The following is a 21,701-nucleotide window of genomic DNA, read 5'->3' as shown; positions in this document are numbered from 1 at the left end:
CGTCAATGGCTGCCATCCTGATGAACCCGTTGGCACAGCCTGTTGACATGACTTCCTTGCTAGTTCGCATCGGGGCCGACCATGACGGCGCCCCTGCTGCCTTACTCCTCGCCTTGCTGGTCGAGTTCATCAAACTGGTGGTAGATGAGGGCGGCGGAGAGCACCCCCGGCATGGCCTGAATGGCATCGATAGCATCCATGATAGGACGTTGGCTGATCCCTTCCAGCGTGACCACCAACTTCCCCTCGTCGCTGACGGCGTGGATCTCGGCCCCATTCAGGGTAGCAATCTGCTGGGCGAGTTGATGGCGCTGGGAAGGCTGTGTCAGCACGACCAGGCTGGATACGTGAAACTCTTCTCGGCTCATACTGCTTCCCTACTCTCTTGTTCGTCTGTGCTGGATGAGTGGCACCGGCATCGCTGTCATGCCGCCAAAATAGCATCCGTATACACTACCCAAATGACACTTTACCACTTGGCATGCTGATTTTTATGCTGCCAACAGGACAATCCGCTACACAGGCGCCGCAGCCGTTACACAAATCGTTGTTGATCACCGGGGTCGGCACCTGTCCCAAGCGGGGAGAAAAACCGATGGCCCGCGCTTCACAGCTGTCCTGACAACGCTGGCAGTACACCTGGCCCAGGGCCAAACAACCGGATTCGATATGGGCCACATAGTCCCAGGCCACCTCGGTGGTTGGACGGAACAGGGGCTGCTTGCAGGCGGAAACACACTCGGTACAGAAGGTGCACTCTCCCAGCTGAAAATCCACGATCGGAAAGCCGCCATCCCCGTTGACCAGGATCTGCTCGGGGCAGGCAGCCAGACAGTCACCGCAACGGGTGCAGTCGGCCACGAAGTCGGGCCAGGGGATGGACCAGGGCAGTTGTACGTCTGGCGTGCGGGCACTCAGCTTGCCTCGAAACAGGCTGCGACGTGACAGATCTACCCCATCCGGCATAAGGCTTCCTCTTCCCTGGAGAGATGCGTGACAGGCATTTTCAATACCGATTATAAGATTGGGTGTATATTGCGACCCTGACAAGTCGAGGGATATACCACCTGGGAGATAAACAGGGGGGAATCTTGCGCTGGATCAAAACCTTGGCGCAATAAAGCAGCAGAGGGGCAAACCAAATTACCCCTATGTGAGGATTGCTTATTAATCAGTGGCTATTTGGAACGGGCGATGAACCTGTCAGCCACCGATGGAGGCAAGATGGGGGGTGATGCCGGCATTGCCCTCGTGCAACCGATGGCTGGCAGCCTTGCCGACCAGGGCCTCGCGGATCCGCCGTTGCAATGCCTCTTGCTGATCATCGGCCTGCAGCAGATCCCGCAGCTCCACCCCGTTGTCACCAAACAGGCACAGGTGCAGCTTGCCGACGGAGGAGACCCGCAGCCGGTTGCAACCGGCGCAGAAATCCTTGCTGTAGGGCATGATGAGCCCCACTCCCCCTTGTGACGCGGGGTGCATGAACACCTGGGCCGGCCCATCATCCAGGCCGCGCAGCTGTTGCATCCAGCCACTGCCGAGCAGTTGCTGCTTGATGAGCTCACCGCTGGCGTGATGGTCGCGAAACAGGCTGTCCATTTCGCCGGTCTGCATCAGCTCGATGAAGCGCAGTTCGATGGGCTTGTCTTTTATCCAGGCGAGAAACGCTCCCAGCTGATGATCGTTCAGCCCCTTGAGCAGCACCGCATTGATCTTCACCGATTTGAAACCGGCGGCCAGGGCGGCCTCTATCCCCTCCATCACTTCGACCAGCTTGTTTTCGCCGGTGATCTGGTGAAACTGGCGGGGATCCAGGCTGTCGACGCTGACATTGATGGCGGTCAGGCCCGCATCGAACCACTCCCTGGCCCGCTCTTTCAGGCGATAACCGTTGGTGGTCATGGCCACCTTCTCGATGCCCGGAGTCGTGGCCACGGTGTCGATGATGGCGGTGAAGTCACGGCGCAGGGAAGGCTCGCCGCCAGTCAGGCGCACCTTGCGGGTCCCCATGGCGGCGAAGCCGGAGACGGTGCGGCGGATCTCGTCAAGCGAGAGGAATGACTTGCGCGCCTCCCCGTTTCCGTGTGCGGGACGATAGCCATCGGGCAAACAGTAGGTACAACGAAAATTGCAGACGTCGGTAATCGACAAACGCAGATAGTAAAAACGACGGGAGAACCCATCTTCAAGTGGCAACATAAACACCTTTCCAAATACGGGAGGCCAGGGCATTTCTTTCCTGACCCTTACAGCTCAAACGGCGGCTGACGGCGGTTTCCCCTTATCTCAATGACTTAGGCGAAAACAGCTCGGAGTTCATCTAGTTTTTCGATGCTAGCACAAGTTGGAGTACACTCCCATGCTACTTTGTGGGGTTATTGCCGTATCCGGGGAAGAACAGCGACATGGGAAAGTGGTTCAAAGTACATTCGGTCAGCAGCGCCATCGGTCGCTCCATGCTGCTCATCCTGTTCATGGCCAGCCTGATCGCCGTCGTCGCCATGGTCACCCTCTTCTACTCGGTGCCCGATGCCAAGGCCATCAATCTGTCGGGATCCCTGCGGATGCAGGCCTACCGGATGGCCTATGAAATAGAAAAAGATCAACCCGTGCTCGGGCGGCTCGCCCAGTTCGAACAGACTCTGCGCGCCCCCGAGTTGCAGGAGACCCAGCGCTGGATCACCCCAGCCTCCTTGCGCCGCACTTACGGCGAAGTCTTGCTGCAATGGCAGGTGATGCGCGAGCACATCGAGAATGCCACCCCCAAACGCTATACCGACAACACGGAGCAGTTTGTCGCCGCCATCGACGATTTCGTCAACCAGATGCAGTATCACGTGGAGTTCAAGGTACGCATGCTGGCGCTGGCCGAAGGGCTGGGGCTGCTCTCCATCATCACCATCGCCTGGTTCACCGTGCGATTCACCCGCCAGCAGGTGGTCGCCCCCCTCAACCAACTGGTGCTTTGCGCCCGCCAGATCCAGCGCCAGGAGTTCAACTTGGCCCTGCCTCCTCATTGCGAGAATGAGCTCGGGGAGCTGTCGGGGGCTTTCTCGACCATGGCGGACGATCTCGGCAAACTCTACCGGGATCTGGAAAGCAAGGTAGAAGAGAAAACCGCCAAGCTGCAGCAAGCCAACGACACGCTCTCTTTCCTCTACTCCACGGCCCAGAAACTGCACGCGGCGCCGCTCAGCCGGCGAACCCTGCAGAAGCTGCTGGAGCGGGCCGCCGCCCATCAGCATATCGACTACATCCGGCTGACCCGTTTCGAGCATAACGCCATGCCGGTCTACATCACGGGGCGCAACGGCTGGCCCGGCGATCTGGAGGCGGTGGTGAGTTTCTACCTGCAGATGGATGAGCAGGAGTATGGCCGCCTCGACATGATAAGCGCCCACCCCATCGACGAGCGGTTGATGAAGAACTTCTCCATGCTGCTGGCCCAGGTGCTGCACAAGGATCAGACCCTGCTGCAGCACCAGCGCCTGCTGCTGATGGAAGAGCGGGCCGTCATCGCCCGCGAGTTGCATGACTCCCTGGCCCAGGCCCTCTCCTACCTCAAGATCCAGTCCACCCTGCTCAAGCGTTCCGTCGCCAAGGGAGAGAGCGCCAAGGCGGAAGCGGCCATGCAGCAGATCGACGAAGGGCTCAGCAGCGCCTACATCCAGTTGCGCGAGCTGCTCGGCACCTTCCGCCTCAGCATCGGCGATGCCAATCTGGGGGAAGCCATCGGCGTCATGCTGGAACAGCTCAAGCCGCAGACCAAGGCCGAGATAGGGCTTCAATACGGTCTGGCAGACACGGATCTGGAGGCGGGGCAGCATATTCACATTTTGCAGCTAATTCGTGAGGCAGTCCTCAATGCCATCAAACATGCCGGCGCGCAACGCATCGAGGTTAGCTGTGAGACCCTGACTGATGGTAACATTCAGGTTCAGATTTCAGATGATGGTGTCGGGATCGGGGGTGCAAACTCCGCGGTCAATCACTACGGACTTAGCATCATGAACGAGCGCGCCAGCAAGTTGCACGGTCAGTTGACCATCAGCGAGCCGCCCTCCGGTGGTACCCGTGTGCACCTGACCTTCCCCACCAGCCTAACAAGAGATGCCTGATGGACGAGATGAAATACAGTGTTCTGGTCGTGGATGACCATCCCCTCATGCGCAAGGGAATTGTGCAATTGCTGGCCCTGGAAGAGAACATCGAGGTCGTCGGTGAAGCGTCCAACGGGACCGATGCCGTTGCCATTGCCAAAGAATCCGAGCCGGACCTGATCCTGCTCGACCTCAACATGAAGGGACTGTCCGGTCTCGATACCCTCAAGGCACTGCGGGCCGAAGAGGTCACCTCCCGGGTGGTGATCCTGACCGTTTCCGACGCACGCCAGGACGTGGTGGCCCTGCTCAAGGCTGGTGCCGATGGCTATCTGCTCAAGGATACCGAACCCGACATGCTGCTCGGCCAGCTGGCGGATGTCATGACCGGCAAGCAGATCCTGAGCGAACCGCTGCGCCCCTATCTCGAGAACATCTATGAGCTGGATCACCTGCAACAGAAACTCGAGAGCCTGACCCGCCGCGAGATGCAGATCCTGCGCGAGATAGCCAAGGGCCTCTCCAACAAACAGGTCGCCTCCGTGCTCCACATCTCCGAAGGTACGGTCAAGGTCCACGTGAAGAGCCTGCTGAAAAAGCTCGAGGCCCAGAGTCGGGTGGAAGCGGCCGTCATGTATCTGGAACAGCGCAACTGACGCCAAGCCTGACGGTTTTCGCAAGTCGGCCCCAGGCAAGCAACCTGCGCCTAGCGCCCACGCAAAAAGGCCCCGTCATGACGGGGCCTTTTGCTGACCGGTTCCTCCCCCATTCCTGGTCATGGACGAGCCGTTTAACCACTTTTTATCTCTCTCAAACCACTATTGAGTTAATGCATTATTATTTTCAGGCGATCACAACGAAAGGATGGGCAACATGACTCCCACACAGATCGAACTGGTACAAAAGGCATGGGGCAAGGTCACCGCGCTGAACAACTCCTATGTGGTGGAGGTCTATGAGGAGCTGTTTCGCCTCTCGCCGGAGCTCAGCGCCCTCTTCCCCGACCATCCCCAGTTGCCGGTCGCCAAGGTGTCCGAAACCCTGAACACCGTCATCACCAGCCTGGAGCAGCTCGATGCCCTGGGATTCATCATCCGGGATCTCGGCCGCCGGCATCAGAAGTTCAATGTGCAATCCCATCAGTTCGACCTGCTGAAACAGGCGATGACAGTGGTGCTCGCAAGACGGCTGGAAGGGCGTTTCACCCCCGAGTTGGCAGCGGCCTGGTCGCAGATGTACGATGAGGTCGCGGCCCTGATGCAAGAAGGGCTCAGACAACCCACGGATACCCTGGCCTGAGTCCCTCGTACCGACGGCACAGTGAGCGCATTGCGACTCATTGGAGACATGCATTCTGCATGATAACCATTTGCAATATGCGACATCTCTCCCGTTCTGCAGATGGGTCATGTTCGAGCCCCTGCCAATCCATCTGCATCCCATCCAGCCTAGGCCCCCAGCCAGATTCAACAAGCCACATAACCATATGATTTAACATGGTTATTAGTTAGCTACTGCTCAATCTCTACCGCGTAGCCCTGATTTCTCGCTCTCTGGCACAGTCACTGCATTGTCACATTCAGACATGACTACTCGGAGGATGGAACATGAAACTTCAACCCTTGGCACTGTTCCCCTTGCCTTCGCACATACTGCCGGGCGGCAAGCTTCCCCTGCGTCTGTTCGAGCCACGCCACATAGAGATGCTCAAGGCGTCGTTCATCGACGATCGGGGTTTTGGCATCGTGATGGAAGAAGCCACCAATGAAGGTGCCAGCGGGCGGATCCTCCCGGTTGGCACCCGGGTCAGAGTGACGGATTTTTATACCCTCAATGATGGCCTGCTCGGCGTCACCGTATTGGGTCTGGAACGCTTCTGCATCCATGAAATGGAGACCGACGCATCGGGTTTGCGCCATGCCCAGGTAGAAACCCTGCCCAACTGGCCGAGCGCACACTCAGATTTCAGCGACAAGCAGCTGGTGAGCCGTCTGCGGGAGGTGTTTGAACAGTACCCGGAACTGGATGAGCTCTACCCGGACAAGCAGTTTGACGATGCCGCCTGGCTCTGCCAGCGCTGGCTCGAGATCCTGCCCATGCCCATCTATGAGAAACAGATGTTGATTGCCAAACAGAACAGTGAAGCGGCGCGTCAATTCTTGCGCCGACTGATCGCGCAGTGAGTCAGTAGTGAGTCAGTAGTGAGTCAGTAGTGAGTCAAGCCGGGTGTCGCAGAATGCGAATATTCTTACAATGAAAACACAGCATTCGCATTTTGCGACTCGCATGCAGCCATAAAACCATCAAAACCGTGCTGCAAGCTGCAATAACAGGTCTGTAAAAGTTGGCACGACTTTTTCATATAGGATCGTACAACCCGATTTATCCCGTGCTCTCTTCAGTATTTGCTGAAGAATTGGTCAACCAACAGGTTGACCATTTTTTTATCCAAAATTCGCTCAAAGCTCCCGGCAATGGCGCAGCAGACAGCTCCGCAGTCGGCTCAGGCTGATGGGCTTGGCCAGGAAATCGTTCATCCCCTGAGCGAGGCAGCGTACCCTGTCTTCGGCCATGGCATTGGCCGTCAGCGCCACGATCGGCACCTCGCACCCCATGGCACGCAGCCGCCTGGTCGCCTCCAATCCATCCATCTGCGGCATCCGCATGTCCATCAGGATGAGGTCTGGCAACAACTCGCCGACCAGTGTCAACGCCTCCAGCCCATTGCTGGCCACCCTTACCCGACACACCAGTTTTTGCAGCATGAGTGAGACCACCAGCTGATTGACCGGGCTGTCTTCCACCACCAGCACATCCAGATCCAGGATCCCGCCTTCATCCCTCGGTGGCTGGGCGACAACAGATCCAGGTGCCGCCATGCCGGGCAGTTCGAACCAGAAACAGCTGCCTTGCCCCACCGTACTTTGCAGACCTATCTCTCCCCCCATCAGCTGCACCAGGCGTCGACTGATGGCGAGCCCCAGACCGGAGCCACAGAAACGGCGGCTGGCGGAGCTGTCGACCTGATAAAAAGGCTCAAACAACAGGGCCTGATCCTCGGGGGAGATGCCGATGCCGGTATCCGTCACCGAGACCCTCAATCGCTCGCTGCGCCACTCCAGCCGCAGCTCCACATCCCCGCTGGCGGTGAACTTCAGCGCATTGCCAAGCAGGTTGCCGATCACCTGGGAGATACGCACCGGATCCCCCAGCAGATGGGTGGGCAGGGCCTCGTGCAGCAGCCAGTGCAGGCGTACCCCCTTGCCATCGGCTTCGGCTTGCAAGGGCTCCACCAGGGCCTGGCAGAGCCGAACAGGTTCAAAGCGCTCGCAATGCAACGCCAGGGTATGGGATTCAATCTTCGAGAAGTCGAGCACATCATCGATGATGGTCTGCAACAGGTGCGCCGAGTGGGTCGCATGGCCAAGCAGCGCCTGCTGCGATGTCGCCAGCTCCCCGTGCTGCAACAGATCCAGCATCCCCAGCACCGCATTCATGGGGGAACGGATCTCATGGGTCATCATGGCGAGGAATTGCGATTTGGCCCGGTTGGCACTCTCCGCATCATCTCTTGCCCGCGCCAGTTCCTGCTCGCGGCGAATCTGGATACCGATGTCCCGCGCCGTCCCCCTATACCCCACGAAGGCGCCAGCCCCATCGAAACAGGGCTCGGCGTTGATCTCCATCCAGCAGGGACCACTGGCCAGGGCGACCTGGGCCCGTATCCCCCGCACAGGGAGGTGATGTGTGATGAGCCGTCGGTACTTGCACCACTCGGGATCCCCCTTGTCATGGGCAAAATCATAGAGGCTGCGACCCGTCTGGCGGCTGATCAGCTCCCCCTGATAACCGGGGGCCGACACATAGCTAAGCCTGTGCTCGGGATCCGTCTCCCAGAACCAGTCGGAGGCCATGGCAGCAAAACTGCGAAAACGCTGCTCGCTTGCTTGCAGCGCCAGGGTCTTGAGCTCGACCTGCTCTTGCAGCCGAGCCCGGTAGGCGATGTTGACCAGTGCCTGGGAGATGAGCGGCCGGCAGCGCTGCATGGCCGCCTTGCTCTTGAGATCGAAGGTGCCGGCCACGCTGTGCCGACAGACGAGGACTCCGGTAAACCCCGGCGCCTGCAATCCGGTCATCATCACACTCGCCCACCCGGTCACGCCCACCAGAGGGGCGAGTTCAGGCAGCTGGGTCGGGTCGTAGATCACCAGGGTTTCCCCTGCGAGTGCACGTGAGAAAAGGGGAGTCAGGGGCCAGGGGCGGCCCACCTCCGCCGGCTGCGTGCTGAGGTGCGTCGTACCACTCGACGGGGTCCAGGCAATCACATCCGCCTGTTCGAAGCCGATAAAGGGCTTGAGCGCGAGGATGAGGCTGTCCAGCACCTGCTCCAGGCTCTGGGCATCTGCCAGTGTGGCCACCCCGCACAGCAGCGCCTGTGACTCCTGGCGATATTTGGCCTCTCGCTCCCGACAGCGCACCAGTTCCACCAGGGTGGTCTGCAGCTTGTCACCCAGAGCCTCGAGTTCGCTATTGCCTATCATCTTGTGTCCAACACTGTATCAGCTCAGCTATCGAGGAAAATGACGCTCGATACCATGAGGTTGCCATGAGCCAGCTCGCCATGGGGCAGACGCCCCTGCTCGCCGAAGGTAAACGGAGTGACGAAGGGGATCTCTCCCAACTGATTGCGGAACTGGCTGACCACGTCCTTCAGCTCATCCCCGAGTGCCAGACGGCAGCCGGCGCAGAAAATGACCAGGGCTCCGAAGGGCTGCAGAGTGCCGGCCATCCCGTACTCGGGTTCGATGCGCACCGCATTCAGGCTGCGTTGCAGCAGTCCTTCCTGACTGCTGTACATCAATTGCAAGCGCTCTCCCACCCGGGTCTCGGTGAAGAGGCGAAGCCCCTCCCTCGGGGTCACGGCCTCGGGGTGGGAGAGCTTGTAATAGGGCAGATCATCGAGCAGGCCAACCTGGCGGGCCAGCGGGGAAAGCGTCGTCTCCCGCAATATGGGGCCTGTCTGCCAGGGCTCCTCACGCTCCACCCAGCGGGCATAGACCCGGGCCGCCGGCTCATGATCGATGGTCAGCACCTCCCGTCCATCCAGGGCTGTGATGATGCCATGTCGCTCGGTCGGCACATAGCCGGAATGGAACTGGAAGGCGAGCTGGCAATCGGGATAGAGCACCGCCAACACACAGCCCTGCGGGCTGTCGCCCTCGTCCCAGCACAGTTGCCACTGCCCCCTCACGCCATCATCTGCCGCCGACCCTCCCACGACGGGAACCGTCGTGCCAAACTCCGCTTCGATCCCTGCCAGCATCACCTCTTCCAGCCCGGGGCTGGTGTGGAGCAAAATGAGTTGCGGCAGCTCTCCGGGACGTCCCCCATCGGCGATGGCTCTGCGCAGTAGTTGGCGGGCATCCAGCGTTTCTCCGGCCTGGCCCGCCACACCGTAGGCTCCCTTGTCGTCATAGAAGGCGGCCACCGCCAGGCTCCATCCCTGCTCGGCATGGTGGCCAGCCTGGGTCAGGATCCCGCAGCAGGAGCTGCAACCGATGAGGCGACTTTCAGGAAAGCGTTTTTTGAGGGTCTGGCGCAGTACCGCAACATCGTGGGCTTGAGTAAAATAGACCAGCAAGAGTGAAGGGGGGTGGGGTATCTGATCGAACAGCCTATCCGCTATCTGCTCGGCGGCCAGCGGGGTCGTCTGTGCAATAGAGTGAGCTGTCAGGAAGTTCAACACCATCTCCTCGTGGTATGCGATGCACAAGGCAAGCAAAAATCATACCCTTATCAATTAATTAACTGGCCACCTTGGCTACAATGATGTTCACCGCCCCCGCAGGATAAAGACATGTGGCAGAACAATATCAATGACTTTGAACGAGTCGTCGCCATAGGTGGTGGCCACGGCATGGGTCGGGTGCTCTCTTCCCTCTCGTTTCTGGGGCCTCGTCTCACCGGTATCGTCACCACCACGGACAACGGTGGTTCCACCGGTCGCCTGCGCAAGAATCAGGAGTGCATCGCCTGGGGAGACTTGCGCAACTGCCTCAACCAGTTGGTGACCGAACCCGGCATCGGCAGCCTGTTGTTCGAATACCGCTTCACCGGCAAGGGGGAACTCGCGGGTCACAACCTTGGCAATCTGATGCTGCTGGCCCTGGACAATCTCTGCATCCGGCCCCTCGACGCCATTCGCCTCATCAGCGACATGCTGAAAATCGAGCCCCAGTTGCTCCCCATGTCCGAGCAACCCACGGATCTCTGTGCCCACACCCGCTGTGGCGATCAGATCCTCGGGGAGGTGTCCATCGATCAGCTCACGACGCCCCCCCTGTCACTGGGACTTAGCCCCATGGTGCCGGCCACCCGGGAAGCAGTGCAGGCCCTGACCCGGGCCGACATGATCATCCTGGGGCCCGGCAGCTTCCTCACCTCCGTCATGCCCCCGCTGCTGCTCGACGAGCTGGCAGATGCCATCCGAAGCAGCCAGGCCATCGTCGTCTTCATCAGCAATCTGGTGGCAGAAGAGGGGCCCGCCGGTCAGCTCACGCTGCTCAATCAATATCGCTGGCTGGAGGAGAGAATTGGGAGCGGCCGCATCGATGCCATCCTGGCTCCCGAAGAGCAGTCGGTTCCCGAACTGGCCCATCGCCTCATCCTGGCGGATCTCGGCGAGGCGGCACTGCCCCATCGCCATGATCGCCGCAAACTCAGGCTGGCGCTGGACGGGGTGATCCAGGGTTGGCACCTCGCCCATGACAAGCTGGGCTGAGTCCGGTCGCCGGACTCAGTGATAGCATGCCAGGTGGGAGAATACCTGTGGCAGGGAATGCTCCAGCTGGGTCAATAGCTGCCCTGCGGTCTGCGCATCCTCCTGGCGGCAGGCAAGCTCCAGCGCCAGCACTTGCCGATAGCTGGGCTCGGCACCATAACTGCCGCAGGAGGACTTCATGCTATGGGCAATGCGCGCCATGGCGGGCCAGTCCCGCTGCTCGTACAGCGGCCTGAGCTGGGCCAGTTGCTCACCCACCTCCTCGACAAACACGGAGATGACCACGGGCATCATCTCCTGTCCGATGTCTTCCGCCAGTTGTCGCAGAACCTTCTGATCCAGCCATTCCATCTTGCCATTCCTTTGATGGTATCCAAACAGACCACAATATAGTCGATCCTGAAACCGGCTGTCATCTGCGGGCAACGGAAGAATGAGTCCCAGTCCGCGACTGACCTCCCCCGCCATAATGTGAACCAGCTCAAGTTATCGCGATGCTGACATCGTGAGATGAAAATTAATGTTGCAACAAAATTAACAACAAAATAACAATGTGAGTCATGAGAACGATGCGACTCAGCAACACCTCTCTCATCCCTTTTTGCCTGTATGGCTGCTGCGAAGAACCAGGGTAGGATTCTACCCTGGTATTTTTTTATGCCTGAGAGTCTGCGCCAAGACCCTTGCCTTCCACCCGCTCACCCAGCCGGAACAGACAGGACTCTCCGGCGGCCATCTTCACCCAGTTTTCATTGCCGGTCAGCGGCCGGGTCGCGATCAGGGTTACCACGTCGTTGGGCGTGGTCTCGCTCTGAAAATCGATGGCCACATCCTCATCGAGCAGACGCGCCTCCCCGAAGGGGGCCCTGCGAGTCAGCCAGTAGAGGTTGTTGCTGCAATAGGTCATCACGAATTCGCCGTCCGAGAGCAGCATGTTGAACACCCCCAGGGTGCGCAACTCGTCGCAAAGCGTGCCCAGGTAGCGGAACATGGCGGGGAAGTTGGCGGGGCGCTTGGGGTATTTCTGCTCCAGCTTGCCAAGCAGCCAGCAGAAGGCGTGCTCGCTGTCGGTATCGCCCACCGGACGATGGCGCCCGGTCGGCAGCTTCTTGTAGCCCGTCAGCTGGCCGTTATGGGCGAAGGTCCAATAACGTCCCCACAATTCCCGGGTGAAGGGGTGCGTGTTCTCCAAAGAGACACAGCCCCGGTTGGCCTGCCGGATATGGCTGACCACGGCGCGACTCTTGATGGGCAGCGCCTGTACCAGTTTGGCAATGGGCGACTGGGCACTGGGTTCGGGATCCTTGAAGGTGCGAAAACCGCGCCCCTCATAGAAGGTGATCCCCCAGCCATCCTTGTGGGGCCCCGTCTTGCCACCCCGCAGCATCAGCCCGGTAAAGCTGAAGCAGATGTCGGTCGGCACATTGGCGCTCATGCCGAGCAGTTCACACATATCCCCTCCACAACCTGGATCAATGGCGGATCCCCTCTGGGTGCTCCGCCAGCATGGGGAGCGGCATCATGGGCCGATACCGACCACAAGGCTCCCCATTCGGTGGGCCCGTCCGCTTACTTGGCCATCTCTTTTTCAACCAGCTGGATCAGGATGTGGATCACCTTGATGTGCACTTCCTGAATGCGGTCGGCATAACCGAAATGGGGCACCCGGATCTCGACGTCCGCGAGGCCGGCCATCTTGCCGCCGTCCTTGCCGGTCAGGGCGATCACCTTCATGCCCTTGGCACGGGCGGCCTCGATGGCTTTGAGGATGTTGCCGGAGTTGCCACTGGTGGAGATGCCGAGCAGCACGTCACCACGGCGACCGACGGCTTCCACATAGCGGGAGAAGACATAGTCGTAGCCAAAGTCATTGGAGACGCAGGAGAGATGGCTCGGATCCGAGATGGCGATGCCAGCATAACCAGGGCGGTTCTCCCGGTAACGACCAGTCAGTTCCTCTGCAAAATGCATGGCATCGCAGTGGGAACCACCATTGCCACAGGAGAGTACCTTGCCTTCCTGCTTGAAGGAGTCAGCCAGCAGAATGGCGGCGGCCTCGATGTTCTTCAGATTCTGCTCATCGGCCAGAAAGGCCTGGAGCACGCTGGCAGCTTCGGTCAATTCATTGCGGATAAGTTCTTGGTACATGGGTCTGAACTCTCTTTGTATCGTCCAACATAGGGTTGCCCCATTGTCGCACAAGCTGATCCCGCCGTCGCCCCCCTGCCCTGGCAAGCGCGCAGGAAAGCAGAGCGTTAGCTGGCTCACACCCGGAAGGTAACCAGCTTGTAAACAGCTTGATAATTTTGTGCCCATGAATTACAACAGAGGCCACATCCAACAGGTCAGACCTCTGGATCAGTTCAATCCCGTCTCAACCCATTTCGGCAACTCATTCAAGGAGCGAAAAATGACGACGACCCTCACTCTGCTCGGAGTGATCCTGGTGATCGGCGCCATGGCATATCGCCGTGCGTCCCTGTTCACCGCCACGCTGGCCACGGCGATAGTCCTGGTTATCGGCACCTTCTATGGCCATGTCCCCTTGCTGGTGTGGGCACTGTTTGCGGTAGTCGCCATCCCGCTCAACCTGGTGGAGTTTCGCCGCAACCAGCTGACCAAACCCCTGTTCAAGATCTACAAATCCATCATGCCGGAGATGTCCCGCACCGAGAAGGAAGCCATCGAGGCTGGCACCACCTGGTGGGAAGCGGACCTGTTTGCCGGCAATCCAAACTGGAAGAAACTGCACGCCATTCCGGTCGCCACCCTCAGTGCCGAGGAGCAGGCCTTCATGGACGGCCCGGTGGAAGACGTGTGCCGCATGGTCAATGACTGGGAAGTGACCCACGAGCGCGCGGATCTCTCCCCTGAGGTGTGGCAGTACCTGAAGGATCACAAGTTCTTCGCCATGATCATCAAGAAGAAGTACGGCGGGCTGGAATTCTCCGCCTATGCCCAGTCCTGCGTGCTGCAGAAACTCTGTGGCGCCAGTGCCGTACTCGCCTCCACCGTCGGCGTACCCAACTCCCTCGGCCCGGGTGAGTTGCTGCAACACTACGGCACCGAGGAGCAGAAAGACCACTACCTGCCCCGTCTGGCTATTGGCAAGGAGATCCCCTGCTTCGCCCTGACCAGCCCGGAAGCTGGCTCCGACGCCGGCTCCATCCCCGATTTCGGCATCGTCTGCAAGGGCGAATGGGAAGGGGAAGAGGTGTTCGGCATGCGCCTGACCTGGAACAAGCGCTACATCACCCTGGCCCCCATCGCCACCGTGCTCGGTCTCGCCTTCAAGCTGCGTGATCCCGACCATTTACTGGGTGAAGAAGAGGAACTCGGCATCACCTGCGCCCTGATCCCGACCCACATCGAAGGCGTCGAGATCGGTCGCCGCCACTTCCCGCTGAACGTGCCGTTCCAGAACGGCCCGACCCGCGGCGAGGAGGTGTTCGTGCCGCTGGACTTCATCATCGGCGGCCCGGCCATGGCCGGCCAGGGCTGGCGCATGCTGGTGGAGTGCCTCTCCGTCGGCCGCGGCATCACCCTGCCCTCCAACAGCACCGGCGGCGTCAAGATGCTGGCCCTGGCCACCGGCGCCTACAGCCGTATCCGTCGTCAGTTCAAGCTGCCCATCGGCAAGATGGAAGGCATCGAGGAGCCCCTGGCACGCCTCGGTGGCAACGCCTACATCATGGGCGCCGCCGCCAAGTTGACGGTGACCGGTATCGATCTGGGGGAGAAGCCCTCGGTCATCTCCGCCATCGTCAAGTACCACCTCACCGACCGTGCCCAGAAGTGCATCATCGATGCCATGGACATCCACGGCGGCAAGGCCATCTGCATGGGGCCGAACAACTATCTGGCGCGCGGCTATCAGGGCGCCCCCATCGCCGTCACGGTGGAAGGGGCCAACATCCTGACCCGCAGCATGATCATCTACGGCCAGGGTGCCATCCGCTGCCACCCCTATGTTCTGCCGGAGATGCTGGCAGCCAGCCACCCGGATCAGGACGTGGCGCTCAAGGCCTTCGACAAGGCGGTGTTCAGCCACGTGGGCTTCGCCATCAGCAACCTGGTACGCAGCTTCTGGCTGGGTCTCACCGGTGCCCGCTTCGCCGGCGCGCCGTACAAGGATCAGACCAAGGGCTACTACCAGCAGCTCTCCCGCCTGTCCGCCAACCTGGCCTTCCTGTCCGACATGGCCATGGGCACCCTGGGGGGCGAACTCAAGCGCAAGGAACGTGTCTCCGCTCGTCTCGGCGATGTACTGAGCCAGCTCTACCTCGCCTCCAGCGCCCTCAAGCGCTTCCAGGACGAGGGTCGTCAGCAGGCGGATCTGCCGCTGCTGCACTGGGCGCTGCAAGATGCCATGTTCAAGGCACAGGAGGCGATCGACGAGTTGCTGCGCAACTTCCCGAATCGCTGGATTGGATTGGCCCTTCGCGCCGTCGTGCTGCCGCTCGGCCGCGATCTGAAGCGCCCGTCCGACAAGCTGGACCAGCAGGTTGCCCGCTTGCTGCAAACCCCGAGTGCCACCCGTGACCGTCTGGCCGAGGGGCAGTACCTCACCCGCGAGGAGGGCAACCCCTTCGGCCTGCTGGAGCAGGCGCTGGATGACGTACTGGCGGCGGAGCCTCTGTTCGACAAGATCTGCAAGGCGGAAGGTGCCAAACGTCCCTTCACCCAGCTGGACAAGGTCGCCGAGGCGGGTCTTGCGCTCGGCGTCATCAACCAGAGCGAAGCCGAATTGCTGCGCCGCGCCGAACTGAGTCGTCTGCGCACCATCAACGTCGACGACTTCGACCCCGTCGATCTAGTCGCCAACAAGGCACTGTTTGAGCCTTCTGTCTATCACAGAGCGGCCTGAACCCGGAGTTGAACCTCACAACGCCTCCCTTAGTGGAGGCGTTTTTCATGGCGGGTCAGCGGCGCAACAACCGCTGGAATAAAGAGAAGGAAGCGGGATCATATTTTGTTTATCAATCCGTTTCCTATCCTGAGTGAAGCAGTTAAGGTAAGCACAGAACCCAAGACAGGATTGCATAATGGATGATCAAATCCTGATTATTGATGACGACGATCTGGAGCAGCCCAGCCCCTCCCTTCCCGGCTGGAAGGTGATGATCGTGGACGATGAGCCCGAAGTGCATCGCATCACCAAGATCACCCTGAGCAAGTTCGAATTCGACGGCAAACCCATCGACTTCTTGCATGCCTATTCGGCCGCCGAGGCCAAAGCCCTGCTCGCCAATACCCCGGATCTCGCCCTCCTGCTGCTGGACGTGGTCATGGAGGCCGACCATGCCGGTCTGGAGGTGGTGAAGTTCGTGCGGGGAGAGCTGCAAAACAAGATGGTGCGCATCGTGCTGCGTACCGGTCAGCCCGGGCAGGCGCCGGAAGATGATGTCGTCGCCAACTACGATATCAACGATTACAAGGACAAGACCGAGCTCACCTCCCAGAAACTGCGCACCCTGCTGCGGGCCAGCCTGCGCTCCTATCGGGACATCCGCGCGCTGGAGAGCAACCGCCAGGGACTGGAGAAGGTGATCGAAGCCTCCAAGGGGATCTTCGAGCAGCGAGCTCTGCGCCAGTTTGTCGAAGGCGCCCAGACCCAGCTCAGCGCCCTGCTCAATCTGGAAGAGTCCCAGATCTACGACGTGAAGCATCTGGCCTACGAGGTGCGGGATCAGGTGCTCGAACCCCTGCTCAGCGACGGCCCCGCCCTGCGTCTTAGCGAAGCGCCGGCCATACTGCGCTGCGCCATGACCAAGGGGGCCAACGTCTACGACGGCAACCAGCTGGTGCTCTACTGCCAGAATGCCCGCCACCACCTCTTGTTCCACATCGAGACCAGCCGCCCCCTCAACCAGATGGATACCGGCCTGCTGAGCCTGTTTACCGAGAACATCATAGTGGCGCTGGAGAATATCCGGCTCAACGAGGTGATCGGCGACAACCAGCGGGAGATCATCTATCGCATCGGCGAGCTGGTGGAGACCCGCTCCAAGGAGTCCGGCATGCACGTCAAGCGGGTGGCGCTCTATACCGAGCTGTTCTGCCAGTTGCTCGGCATGCAGGAGGAGCGCTGCGAGCTCATCAAGCGCGCCTCACCCCTGCACGACATCGGCAAGGTGGGCATTCCCGACGCCATCTTGCACAAACCGGGCAAGCTCACCCCCGAGGAGTGGGAGATCATGAAGACCCATGCCCAGCTCGGGCAGGACATGCTCTCCGGCAGCGATCTGGCGCTGTTCCAGATAGGTGCCACCATCGCCGGCAGCCACCACGAGAAATGGAACGGCAGCGGCTACCCCCGTGGACTCGGCGGCGAGGCCATCCCGCTGGAGGGGCGCATCGTCGCCCTGGCCGATGTGTTCGACGCCCTGGGCTCGGATCGCTGCTACAAGAAAGCCTGGCCACAGGATCAGGTGCTGGCGCTGATCGAAGCCGAGCGGGGTCAACACTTCGACCCCCAGCTGGTTGATCTGATGCTGGCCAACCTGGACAAGTTCCTCGACATCCGCGATCAGTACAAGGACACCTACCTCGGGGAACATTGAGACCTTCTGAAACGCGCAATGAAAAAGCCGCCCATCGGGCGGCTTTTTTGCAAACAGACCTTACTGCTGCGGCAGGTTCAGATCCAGCTTGGGCACAGGGGGGGCGGCATTGTCGCTTTGCGCCTTCTGCGCGGCCATCGCCTTGTGCAGAGTGCGACGTTTTTGCAGCAGCAGGAAACCGGCGCCTCCCAGCAGAAGCAGGAGCACGGCACCGCCACCCAGGGCCCAGGGCAGCCAGGCTCGGCTCTCTCGCTCCTCGAACTTGACCGGCTTGGGCGCCGGCGCGGCAGAAGGCGTGGGGGCCAGCACCGGCAAGATGTTGAACGACTTGACCGGCAACTGCAGCTGGATCTCGCGCCCGAGGCGGGTCGTACCAAACAGAGTGGTCTCCACCTTGTATTGCCCCACCGCCTTGAGCCCGGACAGATCGATGCGCACGTCAGGGCCGCTCGCCACGGCATTGAATACCTGACGCTCCCCGGTCGAGCTCGCCGCCTTGCCCTGAATGACCACGGACGCCGGATCCAGCTCCTCCCCGTCGATGTGCAGGGCGATACTGGCCCCCGCCTCACCCGAGGGCGTCGTCAGGGTATAGCTCACCGGCATGGGATAAAGCAGAACCTGCTGTGACTGGGCGCGGGTGAACACCTGATTGCCCGTGCTGTAGAGCGCGCGGTACTTGCCCGCCGGCACCTCCACCACCGCCTCGGCGGTCAGAATGCCGTCCCCTGGTCGCTCATCGAGCCCCTTGCCGTCATCGAGATAGTGTCCGAGCGTCTCCTCCAGCACGGGCTCTCCGCTCTGGCTGTCATCGCCAAATTGCTGCAGTCGCACCGTCATGCCGAGATCCGTGAGGTAGTAGCTGGCATCGGGAGCCGCGCCATCGATCAGCAGGCGGGATTCGAGCTTGATACGCTCCCCCTGATAGAGACGGGCCGGCAGCGGCTTGCTCTCGAGCCGGATATCGGTCAACAGGCGTACCCGGTTGTCCGGATCCACCGCGCCGATAGCCTGCCAGGGGCCTGGCATGGGATCACGCACGGTGATGAGATCCTGCTGTGGCAGTGCCAGCCAGCCCACATCGGGAGGGGTCACCTTGCCCGCGTAGAGCTTGCTGCCATCGGGCCGCACCAGGATCACCGAGGGGGTACCCGGCTGGCGTTTGATGATGAAGGTAATCTCCTTCACCCCGTAATCGATGCGAAACCGGTTGTCGAGCAAGGGGACATCGGAAGGGGCAAACACCTCGTTGGCCATTACCCCACACGAAGCCAGCAACAGCAGGCTGCCCCAGAATCTGCTCATTGCCGCCACAGGCAGGCTCCTCCCTTTTTTTGCACCAGATCGAGGCGCGACTCATGGGTCGCGACCACCTCGTCGCTGGCGCGGATCACCCGCAGAGGGGCTCTATCGTCCGCCAGTCGGCGAATGCTGGTGTCCTGATTGCTGTCGCTTTCACTGCTCTCGCTGGCCAGATTGAGCTTGGTCTGGCCACCGGTCATCAGCAGGTAGACGTCCGCCAGGATCTCCGCATCCAGCAAGGCCCCGTGCAGGGTACGGTGAGAGTTGTCGATGCCGTAGCGATCGCACAAAACGTCCAGGTTGTTGCGCTTGCCGGGGAAAAGATCCCGCGCCATCGCCAGGGTATCCGTGATGCCGCAGATGTCCGCCGTCTTGAAACCCAGGCCGAGCTTGCTGAACTCGTAGTCCATGAAGCTCACGTCGAAGGGCGCGTTGTGGGCGATGAGCTCGGCGCCGCGAATGAACGCGATGAAGTCGTCCGCTATCTGGCTGAACGCGGGTTTGTCCGCCAGGAAGGCATCCGTGATGCCGTGCACCGCGATGGCCTCGGGGTCCACCAGCCGATCCGGTTTGATATAGACATGGAAATGGTTGCCGGTCAGCTTGCGGTTGATCACCTCCACACAGCCGATCTCGATGATGCGGTGGCCGAGGTAGACGGGACCGCCTGCCGTGTTCATACCTGTGGTTTCAGTATCCAGAATGATCTGGCGATTCAGTTGGGGTGTGCTCATGATCCAATCTATGTCAAACTTCAGCTTTGCTCGCTAGTTTACCCCAAGGCTCAGCCTAAAACAGATTGATTGCTCATGTTAAAACAGATTGATTTATTTACGGATGGTTCCTGCCTCGGCAACCCGGGCCCCGGCGGTTATGGCGCCGTCATGGTCTATGGCAAGCATCGCAAGGAGCTGGCGGGGGGTTACCGCCTCACCACCAACAACCGGATGGAGCTGATGGCGGCCATCATGGGGCTACGTGCCCTCAATGAGCCCTGCCAGGTCAGACTCACCACCGACAGCCAGTATGTGCGCCAGGGGATCACCCAATGGATCATCGGCTGGAAGAAGAAAGGCTGGATGACGGCCAACCGTCAACCGGTCAAGAATGTCGATCTCTGGCAGGCGCTGGATGCGGAAGTGGCACGCCACCAGATCGAATGGCTCTGGGTCAAGGGTCACTCCGGCCACCCGGAGAACGAACGCTGCGACGAACTGGCCCGGGATGCGGCGAGCGGCAAGCAGCTGGCCGAAGACACCGGCTATCAGCCCTGAGCATCAGGGCGAAGATCCCCTGCCGCGACTCGACCTGAGTGGCGGCTTATCCGCCCTGGCGCGCCATCCCCGGTGCCGCCATCGAGTTTGGCAGACGCCAGCGGCGGCGTACCGGCGTGATGGGGAAGCGCCGCTTGCGGGCGGCGATGACATAGACAGACGCCAGGGAACGGCAATAGTCCCGCCCTAGGCTCTCCCGCCACCAGGCTACCCGGCTCTGCCTGCCCATGAAGGAGAAGCCGAAACGCTCGTCGAACATCACCTCGCACCCCAGCAGTTGCAACCAGTCCGTCACCCGGGCCGGGGTGAACATCCGTGCCGACCAGGGCAGGTGCTGGCGCATGAAGGGCACATAATGGCCGAGCCCCACCAGACTCGCGGGGTTGTAGCCGCTGACGATGAGCCAGCCATCGTCGGTCAGCACCCGCTCGGCCTCGCGCAACACCTGATGGGGATCCTGGGAAAAATCGAGGCTGTGGGCGAGCAGGCAGGCATCCACGCTGGCACTGCGCACCGGCAGGGCGAGAGGATCCCCCACCATGTCCAGCGCCCTCCCCTCGGGGGCGATGCCTACCTGGTGGCGAATGGAGGAGTTGCCGCAGGAGAGTTCGGCGCTCAGGGCGCCAATTTTCAGCAGATGATAGCCAAACAGATGCGGGCACCAGTTATCGAGGCGCTCCTGCAGCTCGGCGGCCACCCAGTCGCCCATGGGCAGCATCGACCAGCTGGTCGGGATCGCGATCTGTTGTTCGGTACGAGCCAGCTGCATAATGGGACCAATCCGGGGTGCGAATGCCATCCTGTTATATAAGATCCCTTCCACAAAGAGAACACCAAGAGACACCGACCCATGTATAGCGTCATCACAATTCCCGCTTTCAACGACAACTACATCTGGTTGATCCGACACGAAAATCACTGCCTGGTTGTCGATCCGGGCGAGGCTGCGCCCGTGCTGGCACGGCTCGAGGCCCTGGGGCTGGAGCTCGATGCCATCCTGCTGACCCACCATCACAAAGATCATGTGGGTGGCGTGGGCGAACTGCTCGGTCAATTCCCCCACGCTCGCCTGTATGGCCCCAGACATGATCCCATGCCGGATCATCAGGGGCAGTGGCTGGAAGATGGCGACCAGATCGGCTGGCATGGCCTGAACCTGGAGGTCATGCACGTGCCCGGCCACACCCTTGGTCACATCGCCTATTACGGCAACGGCATGCTGTTTTGCGGCGATACCCTGTTCTCCGCCGGTTGCGGCCGTCTGTTTGAAGGCACCCCGGCCCAGATGTACGCCTCCTTGCAACGGTTGGCGGCCCTGCCCGACGACACCCTTCTCTACTGTGCCCACGAGTACACCCTCTCCAACCTGCGTTTCGCCCACGCGGTGGAGCCGGACAACCCGGCGATCCAGCGCCAGATCGGGCTGATCAGCAAGCTGCGCCAACAGGGTCTTCCGAGTCTCCCCTCCCGTCTGGGAGATGAGCGCCATTTCAACGTATTTATCCGCTGCGAGCAGGACTCAGTGAAATTTTCTGCTGAAAAATACGCCCTGAAATGCTTGGAAAATCCAGAGGATACCTTCGCCACCTTGCGTCGCTGGAAGGACGTTTTTTGAACAAACCTTGATCAGGGGGCGGTTGCCCCTTATGATGCGGGCTGTTTTTCCAATATGACCTGAGCG

The 21,701-nt window shown here is 60.5% G+C and carries 20 protein-coding genes and 1 riboswitch; of the genes, 9 read left to right on the top strand and 11 right to left on the bottom strand.

Annotation, left to right across the window (positions count from 1 at the left end; all coding sequences use genetic code 11):
* Positions 1–101: 101 nt before the first annotated feature.
* From ABNP46_RS06755 to moaA, 3 genes are all read right to left on the bottom strand, one after another.
* Positions 102–368, bottom strand: coding sequence for a chaperone NapD (locus ABNP46_RS06755; RefSeq protein ID WP_349921641.1), 267 nt, complete (start codon positions 366–368; stop codon positions 102–104).
* Between the two features lie 85 nt (positions 369–453).
* The gene (napF, locus tag ABNP46_RS06750; protein ID WP_349921640.1) at positions 454–966 is read right to left on the bottom strand and encodes a ferredoxin-type protein NapF; all 513 of its coding nucleotides are present in this window, start codon (positions 964–966) and stop codon (positions 454–456) included.
* Between the two features lie 237 nt (positions 967–1,203).
* Positions 1,204–2,199, bottom strand: coding sequence for a GTP 3',8-cyclase MoaA (moaA, locus tag ABNP46_RS06745; RefSeq protein WP_349921639.1), 996 nt, complete (start codon positions 2,197–2,199; stop codon positions 1,204–1,206).
* Positions 2,187–2,327, bottom strand: a riboswitch (molybdenum cofactor riboswitch). It overlaps the preceding gene by 13 nt.
* A 78-nt stretch (positions 2,328–2,405) precedes the next feature.
* On the opposite strand from moaA, the gene narQ reads away from it, so the two are divergent.
* The 4 genes from narQ (at position 2,406) to ABNP46_RS06725 (ending at position 6,283) form a co-directional block, all read left to right on the top strand.
* Positions 2,406–4,118: a nitrate/nitrite two-component system sensor histidine kinase NarQ gene (narQ, locus tag ABNP46_RS06740; protein ID WP_349921638.1), complete on the top strand. Its 1,713-nt coding sequence runs from the start codon at positions 2,406–2,408 to the stop codon at positions 4,116–4,118.
* Complete coding sequence (gene narL / locus ABNP46_RS06735; protein ID WP_349921637.1) at positions 4,118–4,756, top strand: two-component system response regulator NarL; 639 nt, start codon at positions 4,118–4,120, stop codon at positions 4,754–4,756. The genes narQ and narL overlap by 1 nt, the downstream gene beginning before the upstream one ends.
* A 217-nt stretch (positions 4,757–4,973) precedes the next feature.
* The gene (locus ABNP46_RS06730; protein ID WP_349921636.1) at positions 4,974–5,399 is read left to right on the top strand and encodes a globin domain-containing protein; all 426 of its coding nucleotides are present in this window, start codon (positions 4,974–4,976) and stop codon (positions 5,397–5,399) included.
* A 308-nt stretch (positions 5,400–5,707) separates the two neighbouring features.
* Complete coding sequence (locus ABNP46_RS06725; protein WP_349921635.1) at positions 5,708–6,283, top strand: LON peptidase substrate-binding domain-containing protein; 576 nt, start codon at positions 5,708–5,710, stop codon at positions 6,281–6,283.
* A gap of 276 nt (positions 6,284–6,559) precedes the next feature.
* Here ABNP46_RS06725 and ABNP46_RS06720 read toward each other — a convergent pair whose 3' ends face one another.
* A complete protein-coding gene (locus ABNP46_RS06720; protein WP_349921634.1) occupies positions 6,560–8,641 on the bottom strand; it encodes an ATP-binding protein in 2,082 nt (693 codons plus the stop codon).
* Between the two features lie 23 nt (positions 8,642–8,664).
* Complete coding sequence (locus ABNP46_RS06715; protein WP_349922411.1) at positions 8,665–9,849, bottom strand: FIST signal transduction protein; 1,185 nt, start codon at positions 9,847–9,849, stop codon at positions 8,665–8,667.
* 108 nt (positions 9,850–9,957) lie between these two features.
* Between ABNP46_RS06715 and ABNP46_RS06710 the strand changes: the two genes are divergently transcribed.
* A complete protein-coding gene (locus ABNP46_RS06710) occupies positions 9,958–10,881 on the top strand; it encodes a gluconeogenesis factor YvcK family protein (RefSeq protein ID WP_349921633.1) in 924 nt (307 codons plus the stop codon).
* 15 nt (positions 10,882–10,896) lie between these two features.
* Here ABNP46_RS06710 and ABNP46_RS06705 read toward each other — a convergent pair whose 3' ends face one another.
* From ABNP46_RS06705 to lpcA, 3 genes are all read right to left on the bottom strand, one after another.
* Complete coding sequence (locus ABNP46_RS06705) at positions 10,897–11,232, bottom strand: Hpt domain-containing protein (RefSeq protein ID WP_349921632.1); 336 nt, start codon at positions 11,230–11,232, stop codon at positions 10,897–10,899.
* Positions 11,233–11,536: 304 nt separating this feature from the next.
* The gene (locus ABNP46_RS06700; RefSeq protein WP_349921631.1) at positions 11,537–12,334 is read right to left on the bottom strand and encodes a class II glutamine amidotransferase; all 798 of its coding nucleotides are present in this window, start codon (positions 12,332–12,334) and stop codon (positions 11,537–11,539) included.
* 116 nt (positions 12,335–12,450) lie between these two features.
* Positions 12,451–13,029, bottom strand: coding sequence for a D-sedoheptulose 7-phosphate isomerase (lpcA, locus tag ABNP46_RS06695; protein ID WP_349921630.1), 579 nt, complete (start codon positions 13,027–13,029; stop codon positions 12,451–12,453).
* Positions 13,030–13,291: 262 nt separating this feature from the next.
* Here lpcA and fadE point away from each other — a divergent pair, with 262 nt between their 5' ends.
* Positions 13,292–15,748, top strand: a complete 2,457-nt coding sequence (gene fadE, locus ABNP46_RS06690; RefSeq protein ID WP_349921629.1) for an acyl-CoA dehydrogenase FadE — start codon at positions 13,292–13,294, stop codon at positions 15,746–15,748.
* A gap of 178 nt (positions 15,749–15,926) precedes the next feature.
* On the top strand, positions 15,927–17,444 hold the full coding sequence (locus tag ABNP46_RS06685; RefSeq protein WP_349921628.1) for an HD domain-containing phosphohydrolase: 1,518 nt from the start codon (positions 15,927–15,929) through the stop codon (positions 17,442–17,444).
* A 60-nt stretch (positions 17,445–17,504) separates the two neighbouring features.
* Here the strand turns inward: ABNP46_RS06685 and ABNP46_RS06680 are convergent, their stop codons facing one another.
* Together ABNP46_RS06680 and dnaQ are read right to left on the bottom strand one after the other, a co-directional pair.
* On the bottom strand, positions 17,505–18,749 hold the full coding sequence (locus ABNP46_RS06680; RefSeq protein WP_349921627.1) for a TIGR03503 family protein: 1,245 nt from the start codon (positions 18,747–18,749) through the stop codon (positions 17,505–17,507).
* Positions 18,746–19,480 carry a DNA polymerase III subunit epsilon gene (gene dnaQ / locus ABNP46_RS06675; RefSeq protein WP_349921626.1) on the bottom strand — a complete coding sequence of 245 codons (735 nt, stop codon included), beginning with the start codon at positions 19,478–19,480 and terminating at the stop codon, positions 18,746–18,748. The genes ABNP46_RS06680 and dnaQ overlap by 4 nt, the downstream gene beginning before the upstream one ends.
* 75 nt (positions 19,481–19,555) lie before the next feature.
* Here dnaQ and rnhA point away from each other — a divergent pair, with 75 nt between their 5' ends.
* A complete protein-coding gene (rnhA, locus tag ABNP46_RS06670) occupies positions 19,556–20,020 on the top strand; it encodes a ribonuclease HI (protein WP_349921625.1) in 465 nt (154 codons plus the stop codon).
* Between the two features lie 46 nt (positions 20,021–20,066).
* Here rnhA and ABNP46_RS06665 read toward each other — a convergent pair whose 3' ends face one another.
* Positions 20,067–20,789 carry a methyltransferase domain-containing protein gene (locus ABNP46_RS06665; protein WP_349921624.1) on the bottom strand — a complete coding sequence of 241 codons (723 nt, stop codon included), beginning with the start codon at positions 20,787–20,789 and terminating at the stop codon, positions 20,067–20,069.
* A gap of 81 nt (positions 20,790–20,870) precedes the next feature.
* Between ABNP46_RS06665 and gloB the strand changes: the two genes are divergently transcribed.
* On the top strand, positions 20,871–21,635 hold the full coding sequence (gloB, locus tag ABNP46_RS06660) for a hydroxyacylglutathione hydrolase (protein WP_349921623.1): 765 nt from the start codon (positions 20,871–20,873) through the stop codon (positions 21,633–21,635).
* Positions 21,636–21,701 lie beyond the last annotated feature (66 nt).

The organism is Aeromonas veronii (assembly GCF_040215105.1).
GTDB classification, from domain to species: domain Bacteria; phylum Pseudomonadota; class Gammaproteobacteria; order Enterobacterales; family Aeromonadaceae; genus Aeromonas; species Aeromonas veronii_G.
This window is presented reverse-complemented; position numbering and strand designations above follow the sequence as displayed.